At 71.1% G+C, this 17,926-nt stretch carries 14 protein-coding genes and 1 riboswitch; of the genes, 7 read left to right on the top strand and 7 right to left on the bottom strand.

All coding sequences use genetic code 11. The annotated features are described in order from the left end of the window. Positions 1-14 precede the first annotated feature (14 nt). Both oxc and AC5Y4Z_RS15880 read left to right on the top strand, forming a co-directional pair. Positions 15-1,700, top strand: a complete 1,686-nt coding sequence (gene oxc, locus AC5Y4Z_RS15885) for an oxalyl-CoA decarboxylase (protein WP_499965408.1) — start codon at positions 15-17, stop codon at positions 1,698-1,700. 112 nt (positions 1,701-1,812) lie between these two features. Continuing rightward, positions 1,813-2,568, top strand: a complete 756-nt coding sequence (locus AC5Y4Z_RS15880; RefSeq protein ID WP_499965407.1) for a L,D-transpeptidase — start codon at positions 1,813-1,815, stop codon at positions 2,566-2,568. A 91-nt stretch (positions 2,569-2,659) separates the two neighbouring features. Here the strand turns inward: AC5Y4Z_RS15880 and AC5Y4Z_RS15875 are convergent, their stop codons facing one another. After that, positions 2,660-3,289, bottom strand: coding sequence for a hypothetical protein (locus AC5Y4Z_RS15875; RefSeq protein ID WP_499965406.1), 630 nt, complete (start codon positions 3,287-3,289; stop codon positions 2,660-2,662). 133 nt (positions 3,290-3,422) lie between these two features. On the opposite strand from AC5Y4Z_RS15875, the gene AC5Y4Z_RS15870 reads away from it, so the two are divergent. Beyond that, entirely contained in the window at positions 3,423-4,367 is a 945-nt protein-coding gene (locus tag AC5Y4Z_RS15870) for an NADP-dependent oxidoreductase (protein ID WP_499965405.1), read from the top strand. Position 4,368: 1 nt separating this feature from the next. On the opposite strand, the gene AC5Y4Z_RS15865 is transcribed toward AC5Y4Z_RS15870, so the two are convergent. Both AC5Y4Z_RS15865 and AC5Y4Z_RS15860 read right to left on the bottom strand, forming a co-directional pair. Further along, positions 4,369-6,147 carry an NRAMP family divalent metal transporter gene (locus AC5Y4Z_RS15865; RefSeq protein ID WP_499965404.1) on the bottom strand — a complete coding sequence of 593 codons (1,779 nt, stop codon included), beginning with the start codon at positions 6,145-6,147 and terminating at the stop codon, positions 4,369-4,371. A 37-nt stretch (positions 6,148-6,184) separates the two neighbouring features. Next, positions 6,185-6,400: a hypothetical protein gene (locus AC5Y4Z_RS15860; protein WP_499965522.1), complete on the bottom strand. Its 216-nt coding sequence runs from the start codon at positions 6,398-6,400 to the stop codon at positions 6,185-6,187. 288 nt (positions 6,401-6,688) lie between these two features. After that, positions 6,689-6,868: riboswitch (M-box (ykoK) riboswitch) on the bottom strand. Positions 6,869-6,929: 61 nt separating this feature from the next. Here AC5Y4Z_RS15860 and AC5Y4Z_RS15855 point away from each other — a divergent pair. Next, entirely contained in the window at positions 6,930-7,589 is a 660-nt protein-coding gene (locus tag AC5Y4Z_RS15855; RefSeq protein WP_499965403.1) for an O-methyltransferase, read from the top strand. A 3-nt stretch (positions 7,590-7,592) separates the two neighbouring features. Here AC5Y4Z_RS15855 and AC5Y4Z_RS15850 read toward each other — a convergent pair whose 3' ends face one another. The 3 genes from AC5Y4Z_RS15850 to AC5Y4Z_RS15840 all read right to left on the bottom strand — a co-directional run bounded on the left by AC5Y4Z_RS15850 (position 7,593) and on the right by AC5Y4Z_RS15840 (position 11,137). Then, the gene (locus AC5Y4Z_RS15850) at positions 7,593-9,569 is read right to left on the bottom strand and encodes an SGNH/GDSL hydrolase family protein (protein WP_499965513.1); all 1,977 of its coding nucleotides are present in this window, start codon (positions 9,567-9,569) and stop codon (positions 7,593-7,595) included. 219 nt (positions 9,570-9,788) lie between these two features. Further along, positions 9,789-10,250 carry an SRPBCC family protein gene (locus AC5Y4Z_RS15845; RefSeq protein ID WP_499965402.1) on the bottom strand — a complete coding sequence of 154 codons (462 nt, stop codon included), beginning with the start codon at positions 10,248-10,250 and terminating at the stop codon, positions 9,789-9,791. Positions 10,251-10,261: 11 nt separating this feature from the next. Beyond that, positions 10,262-11,137, bottom strand: a complete 876-nt coding sequence (locus AC5Y4Z_RS15840; protein WP_499965401.1) for a rhomboid family intramembrane serine protease — start codon at positions 11,135-11,137, stop codon at positions 10,262-10,264. Positions 11,138-11,233: 96 nt separating this feature from the next. Here AC5Y4Z_RS15840 and AC5Y4Z_RS15835 point away from each other — a divergent pair, with 96 nt between their 5' ends. The 3 genes from AC5Y4Z_RS15835 to AC5Y4Z_RS15825 all read left to right on the top strand — a co-directional run bounded on the left by AC5Y4Z_RS15835 (position 11,234) and on the right by AC5Y4Z_RS15825 (position 17,149). Then, positions 11,234-11,608: a nuclear transport factor 2 family protein gene (locus AC5Y4Z_RS15835; RefSeq protein WP_499965400.1), complete on the top strand. Its 375-nt coding sequence runs from the start codon at positions 11,234-11,236 to the stop codon at positions 11,606-11,608. Between the two features lie 57 nt (positions 11,609-11,665). Further along, a complete protein-coding gene (locus tag AC5Y4Z_RS15830; RefSeq protein ID WP_499965399.1) occupies positions 11,666-11,890 on the top strand; it encodes a hypothetical protein in 225 nt (74 codons plus the stop codon). Positions 11,891-12,277: 387 nt separating this feature from the next. Continuing rightward, positions 12,278-17,149: a cation-translocating P-type ATPase gene (locus tag AC5Y4Z_RS15825; protein WP_499965398.1), complete on the top strand. Its 4,872-nt coding sequence runs from the start codon at positions 12,278-12,280 to the stop codon at positions 17,147-17,149. Here AC5Y4Z_RS15825 and AC5Y4Z_RS15820 read toward each other — a convergent pair. Further along, positions 17,133-17,861 carry a DUF732 domain-containing protein gene (locus AC5Y4Z_RS15820; RefSeq protein WP_499965397.1) on the bottom strand — a complete coding sequence of 243 codons (729 nt, stop codon included), beginning with the start codon at positions 17,859-17,861 and terminating at the stop codon, positions 17,133-17,135. The two genes, AC5Y4Z_RS15825 and AC5Y4Z_RS15820, sit on opposite strands and share 17 nt — an antisense overlap. Positions 17,862-17,926: the final 65 nt, after the last annotated feature.

Here is a 17,926-nt window from a genome sequence, read left to right as displayed (position 1 = left end):
GAGGAGTTGCCCCCATGACCACACGTCTGACCGACGGCTTCCACCTCTTCGTGGACGCGCTCAGGGCCAACGACGTCGACACCATCTACGGCATCGTGGGCATCCCGATCACCGACCTCGCCCGCACCGCGCAGGCGTCAGGAATCCGCTACATCGGCTTCCGGCACGAGGCCTCCGCCGGCAACGCGGCCGCCGCCGCCGGGTTTCTGACGCGGCGACCGGGCGTGTGCCTGACGACGTCGGGGCCGGGCTTTCTCAACGGTCTGCCGGCGCTGGCCAACGCCACCGCGAACTGCTTTCCGATGATCCAGATCTCGGGTTCGAGCGATCGGGCGATGGTGGACCTGCAGCGCGGCGACTACCAGGATCTCGACCAGCTGGACGCCGCAAAGCCTTTCGCGAAGGCGGCGTATCGGATCGGCCGGGTCGAGGACATCGGGCGCGGCGTGGCGCGCGCGGTGCGCACCGCGGTCTCCGGGCGTCCGGGCGGCGTCTACCTCGACATCCCCGGTGACGTCCTGGGCCAGAGCATGGACGCCGCGGCCGCGGCCGACACCGTGTGGCGCGTGGTCGATCCCGCCCCGCGGCAGCTGCCGGCGCCGGAGGCGATCGAGCGCGCGCTGGAGGTGCTGCGGCGCGCGCGGCGTCCCTTGCTGGTGCTCGGCAAGGGCGCCGCGTACGCGCGGGCCGACGACGCGATCCGGAAGTTCGTCGCCGACACCGGGATTCCGTTCCTGCCAATGTCGATGGCCAAGGGGCTGCTGCCCGACGCGCACCCGCAGTCGGTCGCGGCCGCGCGCTCGCTGGCGATCGCCCGCGCCGATGCGGTGCTGCTGGTCGGGGCCCGGCTGAATTGGCTTCTCGGCCACGGGGACTCGCCGCAGTGGTCGGCCGACGCCCAGTTCGTGCAGGTGGACATCGCGGCGTCCGAATTCGACAGCAACCGGCCGATCGCCGCGCCGCTGGCCGGCGACATCGGCTCAGTGCTGGCGGCGCTGAACGACGCCCTGGCCACCCGCCCGATCGCCGTGCCCGCGGACTGGACCGCCGAGTTGGCCGATCGCCGGACCCGCAACGACGCCAAGATGCGCGAGCGCCTGGCCGACGACGCGCACCCGATGCGGTTTTACAACGCGCTGGCCGCCATTCGTTCTGTGCTGCAGGACAACCCGGGGACGTACGTGGTCAACGAGGGGGCCAACGCGCTGGACCTGGCCCGCAACGTCCTCGACATGCAGCTGCCGCGGCACCGGCTCGACACGGGCACCTGGGGCGTGATGGGCATCGGGATGGGGTACGCGATCGGCGCCGCGGTGGAGACCGGCGATCCCGTCGTCGCGATCGAGGGTGACAGCGCGTTCGGCTTTTCCGGGATGGAGGTCGAGACGATCTGCCGCTACCGGCTACCGGTGACCGTGGTCATCCTCAACAACGGCGGCGTCTACCGGGGCGACGAATCCTCGTCCGGTGACGATCCCGCGCCGACCGTGCTCAACGCGCGGGCGCGGCACGAGCTGATCGCAGAGGCGTTCGGCGGCAAGGGATACCACGTCGGCACGCCGTCGGAGCTGCGCTCGGCGCTGACCGAGGCGATCGCGTCGGGGGGGCCGTCGGTCATCGACTGCGAGCTGGACCCGGCCGCCGGCGTGGAAAGCGGCCACCTGGCCGGCCGCAACCCGGCCGGCGCGGCCACGACCTGAGCGCGCCGGCGGCGGCCCAGCGAACCCGCCAGTGTTTGCTGGGAAACGCAATGGACCGACCGCCAGGTAGAATATCGTTGTGTCCGTTGAACCATCCCGAAGGATGAACGCCATGCGCCGAGCGGTTCGTTATCTATTCGTAATGGTAGCGATCGCGGGCATGGGCGCGTTGGGCAGCGGTGCGCGCAGCGTGGCCTCGATGCCGCTGCCCAACCCGGTCCCCGGAGTTGCCTCAGTTTCGCCCGCTAACGGCGCGGTGGTGGGCGTGGCGCACCCGGTCGTGGTCACATTCACCGCGCCGGTCACCGACCGCGTCGCGGCGGAGCGGTCCATCCGCGTGACGTCGCCGGTCCGGATGCCGGGCCATTTCGAGTGGCTCGACAACAACGTCGTGCAGTGGGTTCCGAACCACTACTGGCCCGCTCACACCCACGTCTCGGTCGGGGTGCAGGCGCTGACGACGGGCTATGACACCGGTGACGCGTTTCTCGGTGTCGCCAGCCTGTCCGGGCACACCTTCACCGTCAGCCGCAACGGGGAAATCCTGCGCACGATGCCGGCGTCGATGGGCAAGCCCAGCCGCCCGACCCCGATCGGCAACTTCACGGCGCTGGAGAAGGAGCGCACCGTGGTGATGGACTCGCGGACCATCGGCATCCCGCTGAGCTCGCCCGAGGGCTACAAGATCACCGCCCAGTACGCGGTGCGGGTCACCTGGAGCGGTGTCTACGTCCACTCGGCGCCGTGGTCGGTCGATTCGCAGGGCCACGCCAACGTCAGCCACGGCTGCATCAACCTCAGCCCGGACAACGCCGCGTGGTATTTCAACCAGGTCAACGTCGGCGATCCCATCGAGGTCGTGGCCTGACGCCCGTCGACTCCTCAGCCAACGTCGACTTGTTGCGCGATTTCGCAAATTTTCCCGCAACAACTCGACGTTCGGCGCCGGGGAGCGTTCGCTAGCTCGGCAGTCCGGCCTTGATCGCCGCGTCCTGCTTACGGCCGATGTCGGTCGCCACGGCCGGATCGATGGGATCGTTGGGGGCGCTGTCGAATTCCATGTTCACGATCGCCTTGCCCTCGCTGAACAACAACACCGTCACCGCTTGGGAATTGCCCGGCGAAGTGCCAGAGATGATGAAACCGTTGGCGCCGACGTCGACCGGTTGCCACGTGCCGCTGACCTTGCCCGCGTAGTTGGTCTTGGTGTTGTCGATCCCCGCCGGTATTACCGCGGGATCGGCGACGATCAGGATGGTGACCCCGATGCGCCTGCTGTTGTCGGGGCTGGCGAATAGCTGGGCGACGCCGGCCGCGTTGTTCGGATTCTGTACGGGCGGTTGGGGTGTCGTGAAATCTCCGCCGATGTCGCTCGCCTTGATCAGCAACGAACTGTAGTCGGTGGGCTGGCCCGGCTGGCCCGGTGATGGGCTGGTGACCGAACCGCCCGACGTGGTGGCGGCGGTGGCGGACGTCGTCGAAGAGGGGGGCGCCAAGGTTTCGTGGTCACCGCCGCACGCGGTGGCCGCGGTGCCGACGACAATCGTCGCGACCGCCCAGCCGGCGACGGTGATCCGGGCGAGCTCCATGAGCGTTCCTTCCGCGTCGATCCACAGTTGGGCCGCGGCGCCTGACGCTACTGCGAAACGCCGGAACGAACAAGGACGGGGTTCGCGCCTATGCTGGCGTGGGCACGGGCCGTTCGGGGTGGAGGAGCACAGGATGACGGCTGGCAAGGCACGCGCCGTACGGTTCGACCGCTACGGGGGCCGCGACGTGTTGTACGTGACCGATGTCGAGATGCCGTCCCCCGGGCCGGGCGAGGTCGTGGTCGAGGTCCGCGCCGCCGGGATCAACCCCGGCGAGGCCGCCATCCGGAGTGGCGCGATGCACGAGATCTTCCCCGCCACGTTCCCCTCCGGGGAGGGCAGCGACCTCGCGGGCGTGGTGACCGCCGTCGGGCCCGACGTCACCGAGTTCTCCGTCGGCGACGAGGTACTGGGGTTCAGCTTCCGCCGGTCCAGCCACGCCACCCACACCGCCGTCCCTGTCGATCAGCTGATTCGCAAACCTCCCCAATTGAGTTGGGAGGTGGCGGGTTCGCTGTACGTTGTCGGCGCGACGGCGTATGCGGCCGTGCGCGCGGTCGCACCGCGAGCCGGCGACACGGTCGCGGTGTCGGCCGCCGCCGGCGGGGTCGGCGGCCTCGTCGTGCAGCTGTTGGTCCGCCGCGGGGCGGAGGTGCTGGGCATCGCCGGGCCGGGCAACGCCGAGTGGCTGCGCGCCCACGGCGTCACTTCGATCGCCTATGGAGACGGACTTGCCGAGCGGCTGCGCGAGGCGGCGCCCGACGGGATCGACGCGTTCATCGACCTGTTCGGGCCGGACTACGTCCAATTGGCCGTGGACCTCGGCGTCGCGCCCGAGCGCATCGACACCATCATCTCGTTCCAGAAGGCCGGCGAAGTCGGCGCCAAGACCGAGGGCAGCGTGGACGCGTCGACACCGGAGGTGCTCGCCGAGATGGCCGACCTGGTCGCCTCCGGCGCCATCGACTTCGAGATCGCCGCGACGTATCCGCTCGACCGGGTCGCCGACGCCTTCGAGGAACTCGAGAAGCGGCACACGCGCGGCAAAATCGTTCTGCTGCCGGCCGATTCGTACTGATTCAGAACGACATGGCCGGCCCGACGACGCCGGTCTGCACGATCTTGATGATCACGAACGCGACGGCCACCACCAGATAGCCGCGCAGCGTCAACAGCCCCAAGCGCCGGATCGGCGACATGGCCGGCCGGTCGAGCGTGGCGAGGTCGGGTGTCTGCCAGCTCGCCCGGTCCTGTTGGCGGAGGGCGCGGCGTTCGGCGCGCGTCAGCAGCGGGGTGTCGTCGAGCTCGTCGACCTGTTCGGGATCCAGGCCGCCGCCGAGCGTCCCCACGATGGCCTCCGCATTGCGCAGGTCGCGATGCCGCCGGCCGGCGACGATCGCGACCGCGCCGCCGACGATGCCGACGGCCGCGCCGACGGCGAGACCCGTTTCGATGGTGGATGTGGACAGGCCAGGGAAGAACGTGGTCGCGGTCAGCGCCAGCGACAGCAGCACCAAGGACCACACGATGGTCCACGCGATGATGTTCTGCCGCACGGTGTTTACCCATGGGCCGAGCACGGCGCGGTCGTTGCAGAGCAGGACCAAAAACACCGTCGCCGACGGCAGCAGGACGCCGGCGAGCGCCTGCACGCCCTGGGTCACCAGGCCCAGGATGTGGTCGGGGCTGAACGCGACCGCGGCCGACACCGCGAGCAACAACGCGTAGCCGCCGTAAAACAGTGGCGCCTCGCGGATCTTCCAGTGCAGCGAGTGCCGCCTACCCATCGCATCACCGATGGCATAGGTCGTGGCCAGCCCGATGGCGTTAGCCCCGATCAAAGACGCGTCCAGCAGGATGATCGCGAACAGGACGCCGACGGTGTGGCCGAGGTGGGTGGACAGGGCGGATGCGACCGCGCCGGCGTCGGCGAAGGCGCCCACGTCGGCGGTGTCGGCCAACCCGAAGGCCGTCACCGCCATCAGGGCCGTCGCCCCGACGATCACCACCACGATGCCGATGACCAGATCGGCTCGCGCGTACGGGATCCAGCGCGCCGTGATGCGCTTGTCCACCACGTTGGACTGCTGGAAGAACAACTGCCACGGCGCTACCGTGGTGCCCACGATCGCGACGACCAGCAACAGCACGGTGGAGTCGAGCCCGCCGGGAAAGTGCGGCAGCAGCCCACCGGCGGTGCCGTTCAGGGTGGGATGCACCAGCAGCACCATCGGAATGATCAGCACGTTCACCGCGATCAGCAGGAACATCAACGCTTCCCAGCGCCGGAACGAGCCCCCGGCCACCACGGCGAACAACAACACGGCCGCGGCCGGGATCGCAACGATCCTCGGGCAGCCCAGGAATCCGAGTGCCAGTGATACACCGATGAATTCGGTGACGATGGTCAAGGCGTTGAGGATCAACAGGTCCCCGACGCTGAAGGCCCCCCAGAACTTTCCGAAGCGCTCGAAGATCAGCCGCGCGTGTCCGACCCGGGCGACCGCGCCCAGCCGCAGCACCATTTCCTGGTTCACGTACAGCACCGGGATCAACAGCACCAGCGTCCACAGCAGGCCCATTCCGTAGTTCTGCCCGGCCTGGGCGTAGGTGGCGACGCCGCCGGCGTCGTTGTCGCCCACCATGACGATCAGGCCGGGACCGGTGATGACCATCAGCGTCCGCAGGCGCCGCCAGCGACCGTCAAAACCCCCGGTGTCGTCGCGGCGGATGCGGCCGAAAGCGCCGACGATGTCGCCGGCGTGCGCGGAGTCCAGCACGGCCTGACCGGACACCCGGGGGCGGGTGTCCGGTACCGAGGCCGCGCTCCGGCCTAGCCGGGTGGAGCTCGAAGGCATCGAATTCTCCGTTATCTCAACGAGTTCGCGTGGCAAACTACCGGTGGTGGCTCGCGCGCTCCGACGGATGCCCGCCGAGCGAGGCCGTGACGACCGCGATCGGCGTCCGCGAGACGTAGAGGTTGGCCCGCTCCTGCGGAGTCAGGGCGCTGCGGGCGTGCAGCTTGCCGGCCAACAGCCGGCCGACGCGCAGCATCGAACCACCCTGGCCCCCCTTGAGGCCGGTAAAGCGGTGCGTGACAACAAAAGCCATGATCTTTCCCCTGTCGGAGGGCCCGATCGGCTCGTGTGGTTCAGAGCGCCGACTGCACCCCGGCTTCCCGCGAGCCGCGCGGGGATTCACCGCGCGGGGCCGACGGGCGTCCAGGGAAAGTTCAGGCGGCGCAAAGGATGCCGGAACCGGATCGGGACAAGACGGATTTCGGATAGGAACTGTCGCCGGGACTCATCTCGCCCTCACCTCCTCACGGCCGGGACACACGCGGGTGTCGTCACACTCACCTGAACGGAAGAGGCACGAATGACCGGCGGCAGGCCGCCGACCGCACCCCTCTCGTCGGAGCTTCGGCACTGCACGGCGTATCCGGACTCAATCGATGTCCGGAAGCCACTTGGGCTCAACCCTTGGGTCCGGGAAGAGCTGTCCTGACCCGGGGCGTCTCTCGACGTTCGGGGTCAGTGGCCTGTATCCGTGCAGACGCCTCACCTACCGAGGTGCTTGCACGACCATCTTGCCCTGCGCCCTTGTGCCCGTCAAACGCTGGGCGCCTACCCTCGACGGCATGGCCAACACTTTGCAGGACCCGAAGGTCGCGACGGTGCTCGACCGGATGTACGCCGAAACCAGGGATCAGATGTCGAAGTTGCGTGAGCGGCACGGTGACTTCGACCGCCCGATGAGCGCGCAGGAGCGCGCGGAGGCCATGAGCGAGTTCTACATCCCGGTGACGCCGGAGGCCGGGCGCCTGCTCTACGCGCTGGTGCGCGCCACCCGGCCGGCGACGGTGGTCGAGTTCGGGATGTCGTTCGGAATCTCCGCCGTCCACCTGGCATCGGCGGTGCGCGACAACGGCGCCGGCCGCGTGGTGACCACCGAGCTCAGCAACACCAAAATCGCCGCGGCCCGGCAGACCTTCGCCGAGACCGGTCTGGCCGACGCGATCACCATCCTCGAGGGGGACGCCCTGACCACGCTGGCCGACCTGGACGGGCCCGTCGACTTCGTCCTGCTCGACGGCTGGAAGGACCTGTACCTGCCGGTGATCGAGCTGCTCGAGCCGCGCCTGGCGACCGGCGCGCTGGTGGTCGCCGACAACGCCAACGCCGCGGACACCCAGCCCTACCTCGACCGCGTGCGCAACCCGGCCAACGGATACGTGAGCTTCAACTTCAACGTCCGGGACAGCGACAGCATGGAAATCAGCTGTCGCACCGGCGATTAGGCGCTATCGCAGGGATTCCTCGAGCCACGGCGTCAACCATTTCACCCCTTCCGGGGTGAGGTGGACGCCGTCGCTGCGCACCTTGATGCCGTCGACCTTGGCGGTGTAAACGCCGTCGGGACCGAGCTTTTTGTTCAGATCGAGGATCTGGACTCCTCGATGGTGCGCAACCGTCTTGCGCAGCATGGTGTTCCAGAGATTGACCCGGTCGGGTTGGTCCTCCGGATACAAGCGCCCGTCGGGCTTTTCGCCACCCCGGCTGTAGGGCACGGTGGCCACGACGACGCGAACACCGGTGGAGCCCACGATGTTCAGCGCCCGCTCCAGCTCACCGTTGAGATAAGCGTCGAACGTCGGGTCGCCGATGTGGGTCCATTGCCCCTCGTTGACCCGATCGACCGTCTCCCAGCGGCCGATGATCAGCAGCGCGACATCCGGCTGGTCCTGGGCGATCTGCGCCGACCACCTGATGGGCCAGCCGTCGCATTCCGGCCGCTGCTCCAGGGTTTGGCCGATGTAGCGATAGGGCGTGCCGCGCACCAGGCTGCAGCCGATGACGGTGTGGTCGAGGAACGCGAACCCCGGCGTCGGGGGCAGGTAGTGCATCCACGTCCATCCGATCGAGTCGCCGAACACCGAAACCGTGAAGGGCCGGTGGGGATCCCGCGGCGCCGGGCGGGCGCCGCCGGGCGGTGAGGGGGACACCGCGGCGACGGCCGAGACGCCCGGCGGCAGGCCCGCCTCGCGCAGGCCGGGCCCGGTTCCCACCGGAATCACCAGCAGCGTCACCGCGGCGGCGCTGGCCACGGTCGCCGCCGCCAGCGGCAACAGCGGCACCCGCACCGGCCGCCAGCGGCGGATCGGTTGTTCGATCAGCCACCACGACGCGGCCGCGACCACCACGGTGGCGGCGCAGCGGACGGCGAACAGCGGCAGACCCGACCAGCCGGTGCGTTCCCCGTTGAGGGCCAAGAAGATTGGCCAGTGCCACAGGTAGACGCCGTAGGAGATGGTGCCCACCCACACCAGCGGACGCAGCGCCAGGATGCGGGCGACGGCCCCGCGCTGCTCCAGTGCCACCGGGGCGATCACGAGGACGGACGAGATGGCGACCCCGATCAGCAGGCCGTGGTGAAACTCGGCGGCCGCGCCGGTCGCGTAGTGCGTCGCCGCCGCCAGCCCCGCCACGCCGAGCAGCGGCAAGAGGCGGGCGACGCGGCGTCCCCACCGGGTCCGGATCAGGCACCAGCCGCGGTTCATCGACGGCCAGTCCCGCACCAGCAGGGCCGCGGCCGCGGAGCCGATCAGCAGCGCCTGCGCCCGGGTATCGGTGCCGAAATAGATCCGGTCACGCGTGCTGTCGGACGCCAGGGCGATGGCGATCGCGGCGGACGCCAGGGCGCCCACGGTGGCGATCACGAAGGTGGCGAACCGTACGCCGCCCACGGTGGCCCGCCTGAAGTAGCGCCTGGCTCGCGCCGCCAACAGCAGGGTCACCGCGATCAGCAGGACCGGCCACACGAAGTAGTACTGCTCCTCCACCCCGAGCGACCACGTGTGCTGCAGCGGCGACGGCGGGGCACCCTGGGTGAAGTAGTCCGTCTTCTGGGCCACGAACCGCCAGTTCGCCACCCACAGGAAGGCCGCGATCGCGTCGTCGCGCAACCCGGTCAGCGCCTGGGCCGGCAGCAGCTCGCGGGCCGCGCCCACGCTGAGCACCATCAACAGCAGCGCCGGCAGCAGCCGTCGCGCCCGCCGAATCCAAAAGCCGGTCAGCTCAATGCGGCCGGTGCGCCGCAGCTCGTCGAGGAGCAGCGAGGTGATCAAAAACCCGCTGAGGACGAAGAAGACGTCGACGCCGATGAAACCGCCGCCCACGCCGGGGATGCCGCCGTGCCCGACGAGCACCAGCGCGACCGCGATCGCGCGGAGCCCATCCAGCGCGGGAATGCCGCTGCGCCGGTCCGGTTGGTCCCAGATTGCGAGCCGGCCGGCGCGGCGGACCGGGGCAACCCAGCGCGGCTTGCGGGCAGCACGGGCCGGGGCGGGGTGCCTCCCGCCCGGCTCAGAGTCCTCCGCTAGCGCGCCCTGACCACCTCGTCCGGCGCCAAAGTTGCTGCCGATACGTCGCTGCCCCTCCTCTTGATCGCAGCAAGCCTAATTTCGACGCGGCCGGATTCGGCAGACGACACGCGGGGGTCAGGCGGACTCGAAGTGCCGCCGGATGCCCGCCAGCATCTCTTGGTGCGCCTTGACGGCCTCGCGCGTGGTCGTCGGCGCCAACGGGCGGGGCGCGGCGATCCGTATCCGCTCGGTGACGCGAGTGCCGCCGTCGATCGGCGTGAAGCTCACCGTTCCGCGCAGGCGGACCCCCGGCGACTGGTCGGCCTCGGTCAGCACCTCGCCGCCGGCGCGGACATCCAGGCGCGCGCGGTAGGTGATCCGGATGGTGAACGGCCCCAACGGGATCCGGTCGACCACCCGATAGCTCTGCCGGTAGCCCTCCGGAGTTTCGGTGCGCGACGTCGGCTGGACCGACACGATCAGCGGGTGGACGAGCTTGATGTTGTCCAGATCCACGTAGAAGTCGCGGACGTCGCCGGGCGGCGCGGGCACGTCCTCGGACAGCGTGTGCTCGGAGCGCGCGACCCACCAGGTCATAAGAACCTCCGTCAGCGCAGATAAAGATGCCCACCGAACTCCGCGAGGATATCGTTTGTGCGCCACCAGATCAGCGCCGCGAACACCACCACGGCGGCGACCGTCACCGCGGCCTGCACCGCGTTGCGCCGCGGGGCCGGCGGGTAGACGTAGGCCGCGGCCACCACTCCGCCGGTGACCAGCCCGCCGACGTGCGCCTGCCAGCTGATCGGTTGCGAACCGGCCGCCGGGGCGGCGAAGGTGAACATCAGGTTGATCACGATGACCGCGCCGACCCAGCGGGCGTCGAGGGTGAGCCGCTTGGCCACCACGAACGTCGCGCCGAAGAGCCCGAAAATCGCGCCCGACGCGCCCGCCGTCGCGGTGCTCAGCGGCGACAGCAGGTAGACCAGCACCGAGCCGCCCAGCCCGCTCAACGCGTACAGCGCGCCGAATCGCAGTCGGCCCAGCCACATCTCGAGCGGCGGGCCCACGACGTACAGCGCCCACATGTTCAGCAGCAAATGCATTGCGCCGTAATGCAAGAACGCCGCCGTCGCCAGTCGATACAGCTGGCCGTCGGCCACCGCCGGTGGCCACAGGGTCAGGTGCTGTTCCAGGCCCCCCGACGCCAGCTGCGCGACGAAAACCGCGACGTTGACCGCGATCAGCGCGTAGGTGACCGCCGGCGAGCCCGACCGCTGCCGACCCCCGAAGTGGGCGCGCGGCCGGCGAATCGTGCGCGCCCCGGACCGCACGCACTCCACGCACTGGTGGCCGACCGCGGCGGTGCGCATGCAGTCGACGCAGATGTAGCGCTCACAGCGGTTGCAGCGCAGGTGAGTTTGGCGATCGGGATGCCGGTAGCAGGTCGGCGCCGTCGACTCCGGCCGGCGCGGTGCACTCATCGCATCATTCTCGCCGTGTCGTCGCCTTCTCGGTGATTTCCGCGCTATTCCGCGCGCCACCGCGCTGCCTTACTGTGTCTTTCGTGAGGTCACCCCGTGACTGACACCGGCGCCGGTGTGGTGGAGCGCTACCTCAAGTGCCTGGCCGCACACGATTGGGACGGCCTGGCCACGACCATCGCCGACGAGGGCCTGACCCGGGAGGGCCCCTTCTGCGACGCCGTCGAGGGCAAGCAGCACTACGTCGCCTACCTGCGCAAGGTGATCACCAACCTCAGCGGCCACCGGTTGGACGTCACCCGCGTCTCGCACGTCGACGATCGCCTGTCCTATGTCGAGTTGAGCGAGTCGTTCGAGATCGACGGCGCCGTGGCCACCTGGCCCGAATGCCTCGTATTCGAGCGCGACGCGGGCGGACTGATCTCTCGTGTCAGCGTGTTCTTCAAGCAACCGGGCGCGGCCGGCGCGTAGCGCGCCCCGCGGCGCGGGCTATTCCCTCACCCGTCGAATTGACCTAACGTGTCATGGATGGAGGCGGACGGAACACCGGAGTCGGTGCCGGTCGAGAAATTGCACTCGGGCGACCCGATCACCGATTGTGGTCAGCGGTACATAGTTCTCGAAGCGAAAACCCTCAGCGACAGCTGCGTGGTTCTCGAGCTCGAGTCGCGAATCGACCACCAGTTGCAGGTCATCGAGAAGTCTTTCCCGGCCGGTTATCACGTCGGTAGGGCGAACCACCGAATTCTGTAGCCGGGGTTCCCGGATCCCACATGGTGCGCGCGTAGCCGGTCGACGGCTACCGCGCATTCGTGTTTCCAGGGCCGCCACGGCGCGCGTCGGCGTCCGAAATACCTTGCCGGCCAAGGCGTTCAGCGACGAGGGCGGGTGGGAGTCGCGATTCCGGCCGCAACCGGCAACCGGGCCGCAGCCGGGTTGGGCGATGCGCGCTCGTCGCGCAGGTTTGGTCTGCGTCCAAGCCGGTAACCTGTGTGCCAGGAAGCGATTGCACCCCCTGGTAAGCGAGTCTCGACGCGCCGCACTCGTAGGTGTGATCGCCCGGCCCTCCACCCGGCCCGCCGTGTGGACAGGCCCCGAACACGGCAGGATCATTAGGCGCGGAAGTCGAAGGGTGAGGGAGTGAAGGTTCCGGGCGTGGCCAGTGTCGTCGCTGGCGTGACCGGCGGAGCCGCGCAGCTGGTGCGGGCCGGCGTCTCCACTGCGGCCGGCGCCGCGGGCGCGGTGCAGACGTTCACCAACCCCGTCGTCGAATTGGCCGGGCCCGTCGTCCAGTCGATGGCGCACACGACCGGCCGCGCGATCGGCATCAGCGCGCCGCCCAACGCCTCCCGCAACGGCGCCTCGCCGCCGGTGCGTTGGCAGAGCGGGCGGCGGGTGCATCTGGACCTCGACCCGCTGCTGCCGTTCCCCGACTGGCACGAGCATGCGGCCGTGGTCGAGGAACCGGTCCGCCGGATCGCGGGCGTGGCCTCGGCCCACGTCGAGGGCGCGCTCGGCCGGCTCGTGGTCGAACTCGACGCCGACGCCGACACCGACCGCGTCCTCGACGAGGTGCGGGACACGGTGTGCAACGTGGCCGCCGACCTGGATTCGACCGGGGTCCGGCCGGCGGTGCGCACCGCGCCGTTCGCCGACCCCGGTAATCCGCTGGCGGTCGTGGTGCCGTTCACCGCGGCGGCGATGGACGTCGCGGCCATCGGCGCCGCGGTGACCGGCTGGTTGGGCCGGCTGCCCGTCGCCCCGCGCAGCGCCCGCGCCGCGGCGGCCCTGCTCAACCACCAACCGCGCGTGGTGGCGGTGCTGGAGTCGCGGCTGGGCCGCGTCGGCACCGACATCGCGCTGAGCGCTTCGACCGCCCTGGCCAACGGGCTGACCCACGCCGTCGGCACCCCGCTGCTCGACCTCGCGCAGCGGAGCCTGCAGATCTCCGAGGCCTCGGCCCATCGCCAGCGCTGGCGGGAGCGGGAGCCGGAACTGGCCACCCCCAAGCGCCCGCAGGCCCCGGTGGTGCCGATCATCTCGTCGGCGGGACCGAATTCCCAGGCCCCGCGGCACAACTGGGCCGCCGCGGCCGCGGGCGAGGTCTCCCACGTCATGGTCGGCGGCGCGATCGACGCCGCCATCGACACCGCGAAGGGCTCGATGGCCGGCCCGGTCGAGGAGTACACCGACCAGGCCGCCAACGCCTCGTTGATCGCCGCGGCGGGCGCGCTGCTGGCCGGCGGCGGCACCGAGGACGCGGCGGGCGCGCTGCTGGCCGGCGTGCCCCGGGCCGCGCACGTGGGCCGCCAGTCGTTCGCCGCAGTCCTGGGGCGTGGGCTGGCCAACGACGGGCAACTGATCCTCGATCCGGGCGCCCTGCGCCGGCTGGATCGGGTGAAGGTGGTCGTCATCGACGGGGCGGCGCTGCGCGGCGACGCCCGCGCCGTGCTGGAGGCGCGCGGGGACGTCCCGGGCTGGGACGAGGACCGGGTCTATGAGGTCGCCGACGCGCTGCTGCACGGCGAGGAGGCGCCCGAGCCCGACCCCGACGAGCTGCCGGCCACCGGCGCGCGCCTGCGCTGGGTGCGAGCGCAGGGACCGTCGGCGGCGCCCGCACAGGGGCTCGAGCGCGCCGACTTGGTGGTCGACGGGGAACGCGTCGGCGGCGTCGACGTCGGCTGGGAGGTCGACCCGTTCGCGATCCCGCTGCTGCAGACCGCGCACCGCACCGGGGCCCGGGTGGTGTTGCGCCACGTCGCGGGGACCGAGGACCTGACCGCCAGCGTCGCCGTCAGTCATCCGGCGGGCACGCCGTTGCTGCAGTTGGTCCGCGACCTGCGCACCGATCGCGGGCCGGTGCTGCTGATCACCGCCCTGCACCGGGATTTCGCGTCCACCGACACGTTGGCGGCGCTCGCGGTCGCCGACGTCGGGGTGGCGCTCGACGATCCGCAGGCCGCGACGCCGTGGACCGCCGACATCATCACCGGCACCGACCTCGCCGCCGCGGTGCGGATCCTGTCGGCGCTGCCGGTGGCCCGGGAGGCCACCGAGTCGTCGGTGCGCCTGGCCAAGGGCGGCAGCACGCTGGCCGGGCTGTTGCTGGTCACCGGCGGCGACCCCCGCTCGGTCAACCCGTTGGCGATCCAGCGCTGGCTCAACCCGGTCAACGCGGCCGCCGCGGCGGCGCTGGTGGCGGGCGCCTTTTCGGCCAGCAGGGTGCTGCGGCTGTCCGATCCCACTCCGCAGCCGCTGACGGCGTGGCACGCCCTGGACCCGGAGATCGTCTACTCGCGGCTGACCAGCCGGACGCGGCCGCTGGCCGTCGAGCCCGGGGTCGCGCCCTGGCGCCAGCTCCTCGACGACCTGTCCTACAACCCGATCGTCGCGCCGCTGCGCGGCCCGGGTGCGCGGGTGGGACGGCTGCTGGTGGCCACCCGCGCCGAGCTGGCCGACCCGCTCACCCCGATCCTGGCGGTGGGGGCGGCCGCCTCGGCGATCGTCGGCAGCAACATCGACGCGCTGCTGGTCGCGGGCGTGATGACCGCCAACGCGATCGCCGGTGGCGTGCAACGGCTGCGGGCCGAGGCCGCGGTCGCCGAACTGTTCGCCGAACAGGACCAGCACGCGCGCCGCGTCGTGCTGCCCACCGTGGCCACCGCACACCGCCGGCTGGAGGCGGCCCGCAGCACCGAACGCACGGTGACCGTGAGCGCGAAATCGCTGCGCCCCGGCGACATCATCGACCTGACGGCGCCCGAAGTGGTGCCGGCGGACGCGCGCCTGCTGGTGGCCGAGGACCTGGAGGTCGACGAATCCTTCCTCACCGGCGAGTCGCTGCCGGTGGACAAGCAGGTCGAGCCCGTCGCCGTCGCCGACGCCGACCGGGCCAGCATGCTGTTCGAGGGCAGCACCATCGTGGCCGGGCGGGCGCGCGCGATCGTCGTGGCGACCGGGGCGGGCACCGCCGCGCAGCGCGCGATTTCGGCGATCGCCGACGTCGAGTCGGCCGCCGGGGTGCAGGCGCGGCTGCGGGAGTTGACCAGCAAGGTGTTGCCGCTGACGCTCGCCGGCGGCGCGGCGGTGGCCGGTCTGGCCCTGGCGCACCGCAGCTCGCTGCGCCAAGCCGTCGCCGATGGCGTCGCGATCGCCGTCGCGGCCGTCCCGGAGGGCCTGCCGCTGGTGGCCACCCTGGCGCAGCTCGCCGCCGCCCAGCGCCTGTCGCGGCAGGGAGCCTTGGTTCGCACGCCGCGCGCCGTCGAAGCGCTGGGCCGCGTTCAGACGGTCTGTTTCGACAAGACCGGCACGCTGACCGAAAACCGGCTGCGACTGGTTCGCAGCGTGCCGCACACCACGAACGCGGACGATCCCTTCCTCGATGCGACCGATCCGCGCGCCGTCGGCGTGTTGCGGGCCGCCGCGCGCGCCTGCACCCAGCCCCATAACGGGCAGGGACACGCGCACGCGACCGACGAGGCGATCCTCACGGCCGCGAATTCCCTGAACGGGCAAGGCGATTCGGATTGGACGGTGCTCGCGGAGGTGCCGTTCGAGTCCAGTCGGGGCTACTCCGCGTCGATCGGCAGAGTGGCGGCAGACGGTGCGCCGCCGATGCTGGTGGTCAAGGGCGCGCCCGAGGAGATCCTGCCGCGGTGCCGCTTCGCCGATTCGGCCGCCGACCAAGAGCGTGCCGAGTCCCTGGTGTTGCGCCTCGCCGAGCAGGGCCTGCGCGTGCTGGCCGTGGCGCAGCGCCGCTGGGAGCTCGGGGTCAGCGAGGAGGAAACCGACGCCGACGAGGTCGACGCCGCCGCGCACGACCTCGAGCTGATCGGCTACGTCGGCTTGGCCGACACCGCGCGCGCGTCGGCGCGGCCGCTGATCGAGGCGCTGGTCGAGTCCGGTCGCCGGGTGGTGCTGATCACCGGCGACCACCCGGTGACCGCGCGGGCGATCGCGCGTCAACTCGGCCTGCCCTCGGATGCGCGCGAGGTCAGCGGCGCCGAGCTCGCCGCCCTCGACGAGGACGCCCGGGCCAGGCTCGCCGCCGACGTGCAGGTGTTCGCCCGGGTCAGCCCGGAACAGAAGGTCCAGATCGTCGCCGCGCTGCAGCGCAGCGGCCAGGCGGTCGCGATGGTCGGCGACGGGGCCAACGACGCCGCCGCGATCCGGATGGCCGACGTCGGGATCGGCGTGAGCGGCCGGGGCTCGTCGGCCGCGCGCGGGGCCGCCGACATCGTGTTGACCGACGACGACCTCGGTGTGCTGCTCGACGCCCTGGTCGAGGGCCGCGGCATGTGGGGCGGCGTGCGGGACGCGGTGAGCATCCTGGTCGGCGGCAACGTCGGCGAGGTGCTCTTCACCATCATCGGCACGGCGCTGGGCACCGGCCGGGCGCCGGTGGGCACCCGGCAACTGCTGTTGGTGAACCTGCTCACCGACATGTTTCCCGCGCTCGCGGTGGCGGTCACGCCCCAATACCCGCAGCCCGAAGAGGATCCCGAACTCCGCGACGGGGCCGCCGACCGCGACGCCGAGGAGTTGCAGCGCGCGTTTCAGCTGGCGGCGCTGTCCGAACCCCCGCCGTCGCTGGACGCGCCGCTCATGCGCCAGATCGTCACCCGCGGCGCCGTCACCGCGGCGGGCGCGACGGCGGCGTGGGCGATCGGGCGGTGGACGCCGGGCACCGAACGCCGCACCGCGACAATGGGTCTCACCGCGCTGGTGACGACGCAGCTCGCACAGACCCTGCTGACCCGCCGGCACAGCCCGCTCGTGCTGTGGACGGCGCTGGGCAGCGCGGGCGTGCTGGTCGCCATCGTCCAAACACCCGGAGTCAGCCAGTTTTTCGGGTGCACGCCGCTGGGGCCCGTCGCCTGGACGGGCGTGATCGGTTCGACGGCGGGCGCCACCGCCGTGTCGGTGCTGGCGCCCAACTGGCTGGCCAACCGGGTCGCCGCCCTGGAACCCAAGGACGGCGGGACGCCGGGCACCGCTACGGGGCGAGCCTGACGAAGCCCGGCGGCATTTGCGGCGCCGGTGACGGCTCCGCGGGAGCGCCGCCGCCGATTCCGCCGCTGCCACCGCTGCCCGCGCCGCCGGTACCGCCGCCGCTGCCGGCATCGCCGCCCGGCGGCCGCCGGGGTGGGGGCGGCGCCGCGACCGGCCGCGGTGGTGTCAGGTCCTTCGCCGCCGGCGGTGGGGGTGGCGGTATCTGCGGCGGATCGGGCGCGGTGATCCCCACCGGGACAACCGCCCCGGCGCCCGCCGGGTCGACCGCGCGACGCGGGTAGCCGCTGGCGCGGTAGGCCGGCGCGGGGTTGGCCATGACCGCGGCGAGCTTGTCTCGCTCGCCCGGGCAGTAGGCCTCGACCGCCGCGATGACGAACCGAGTCTCGGTGCGCGCCAGGCGGTCCCGCGGGTAGAGCCGCTCGGGCGGGTCGATGGCGTACGCGTCGTTGACCATCATGTCCACGACGTCGCCCGCGGTCATTCCGCCGTCGAGCTTGCGGCAAACCTTGTGGGCCGTGGCGATGAGGCTGGGCACGTTCTTGACGGCGGGGATGTTTTCTTGATCGAGGATTGCCAGAAACTGGTCGTCCTGGCCGGGGTCGGCGAATGCCGCGCCGCCGCTCAGCGTCGGGGCGCCGGTGAGCGCCGCGACCGCGGTGACCAGGGCGGTCACCTGGCTGGTGATTCCGGTGAACATGGCAGGGGTTTCCATTCTTCAGAGGGGCCCGTCACCTGGCGGGTTATTCGATTGCGATGCATGCCGCATTCGCGGCTATC

The sequence above is a fragment of the Mycobacterium sp. NGS63 genome (assembly GCF_059812295.1).
This window is presented reverse-complemented; position numbering and strand designations above follow the sequence as displayed.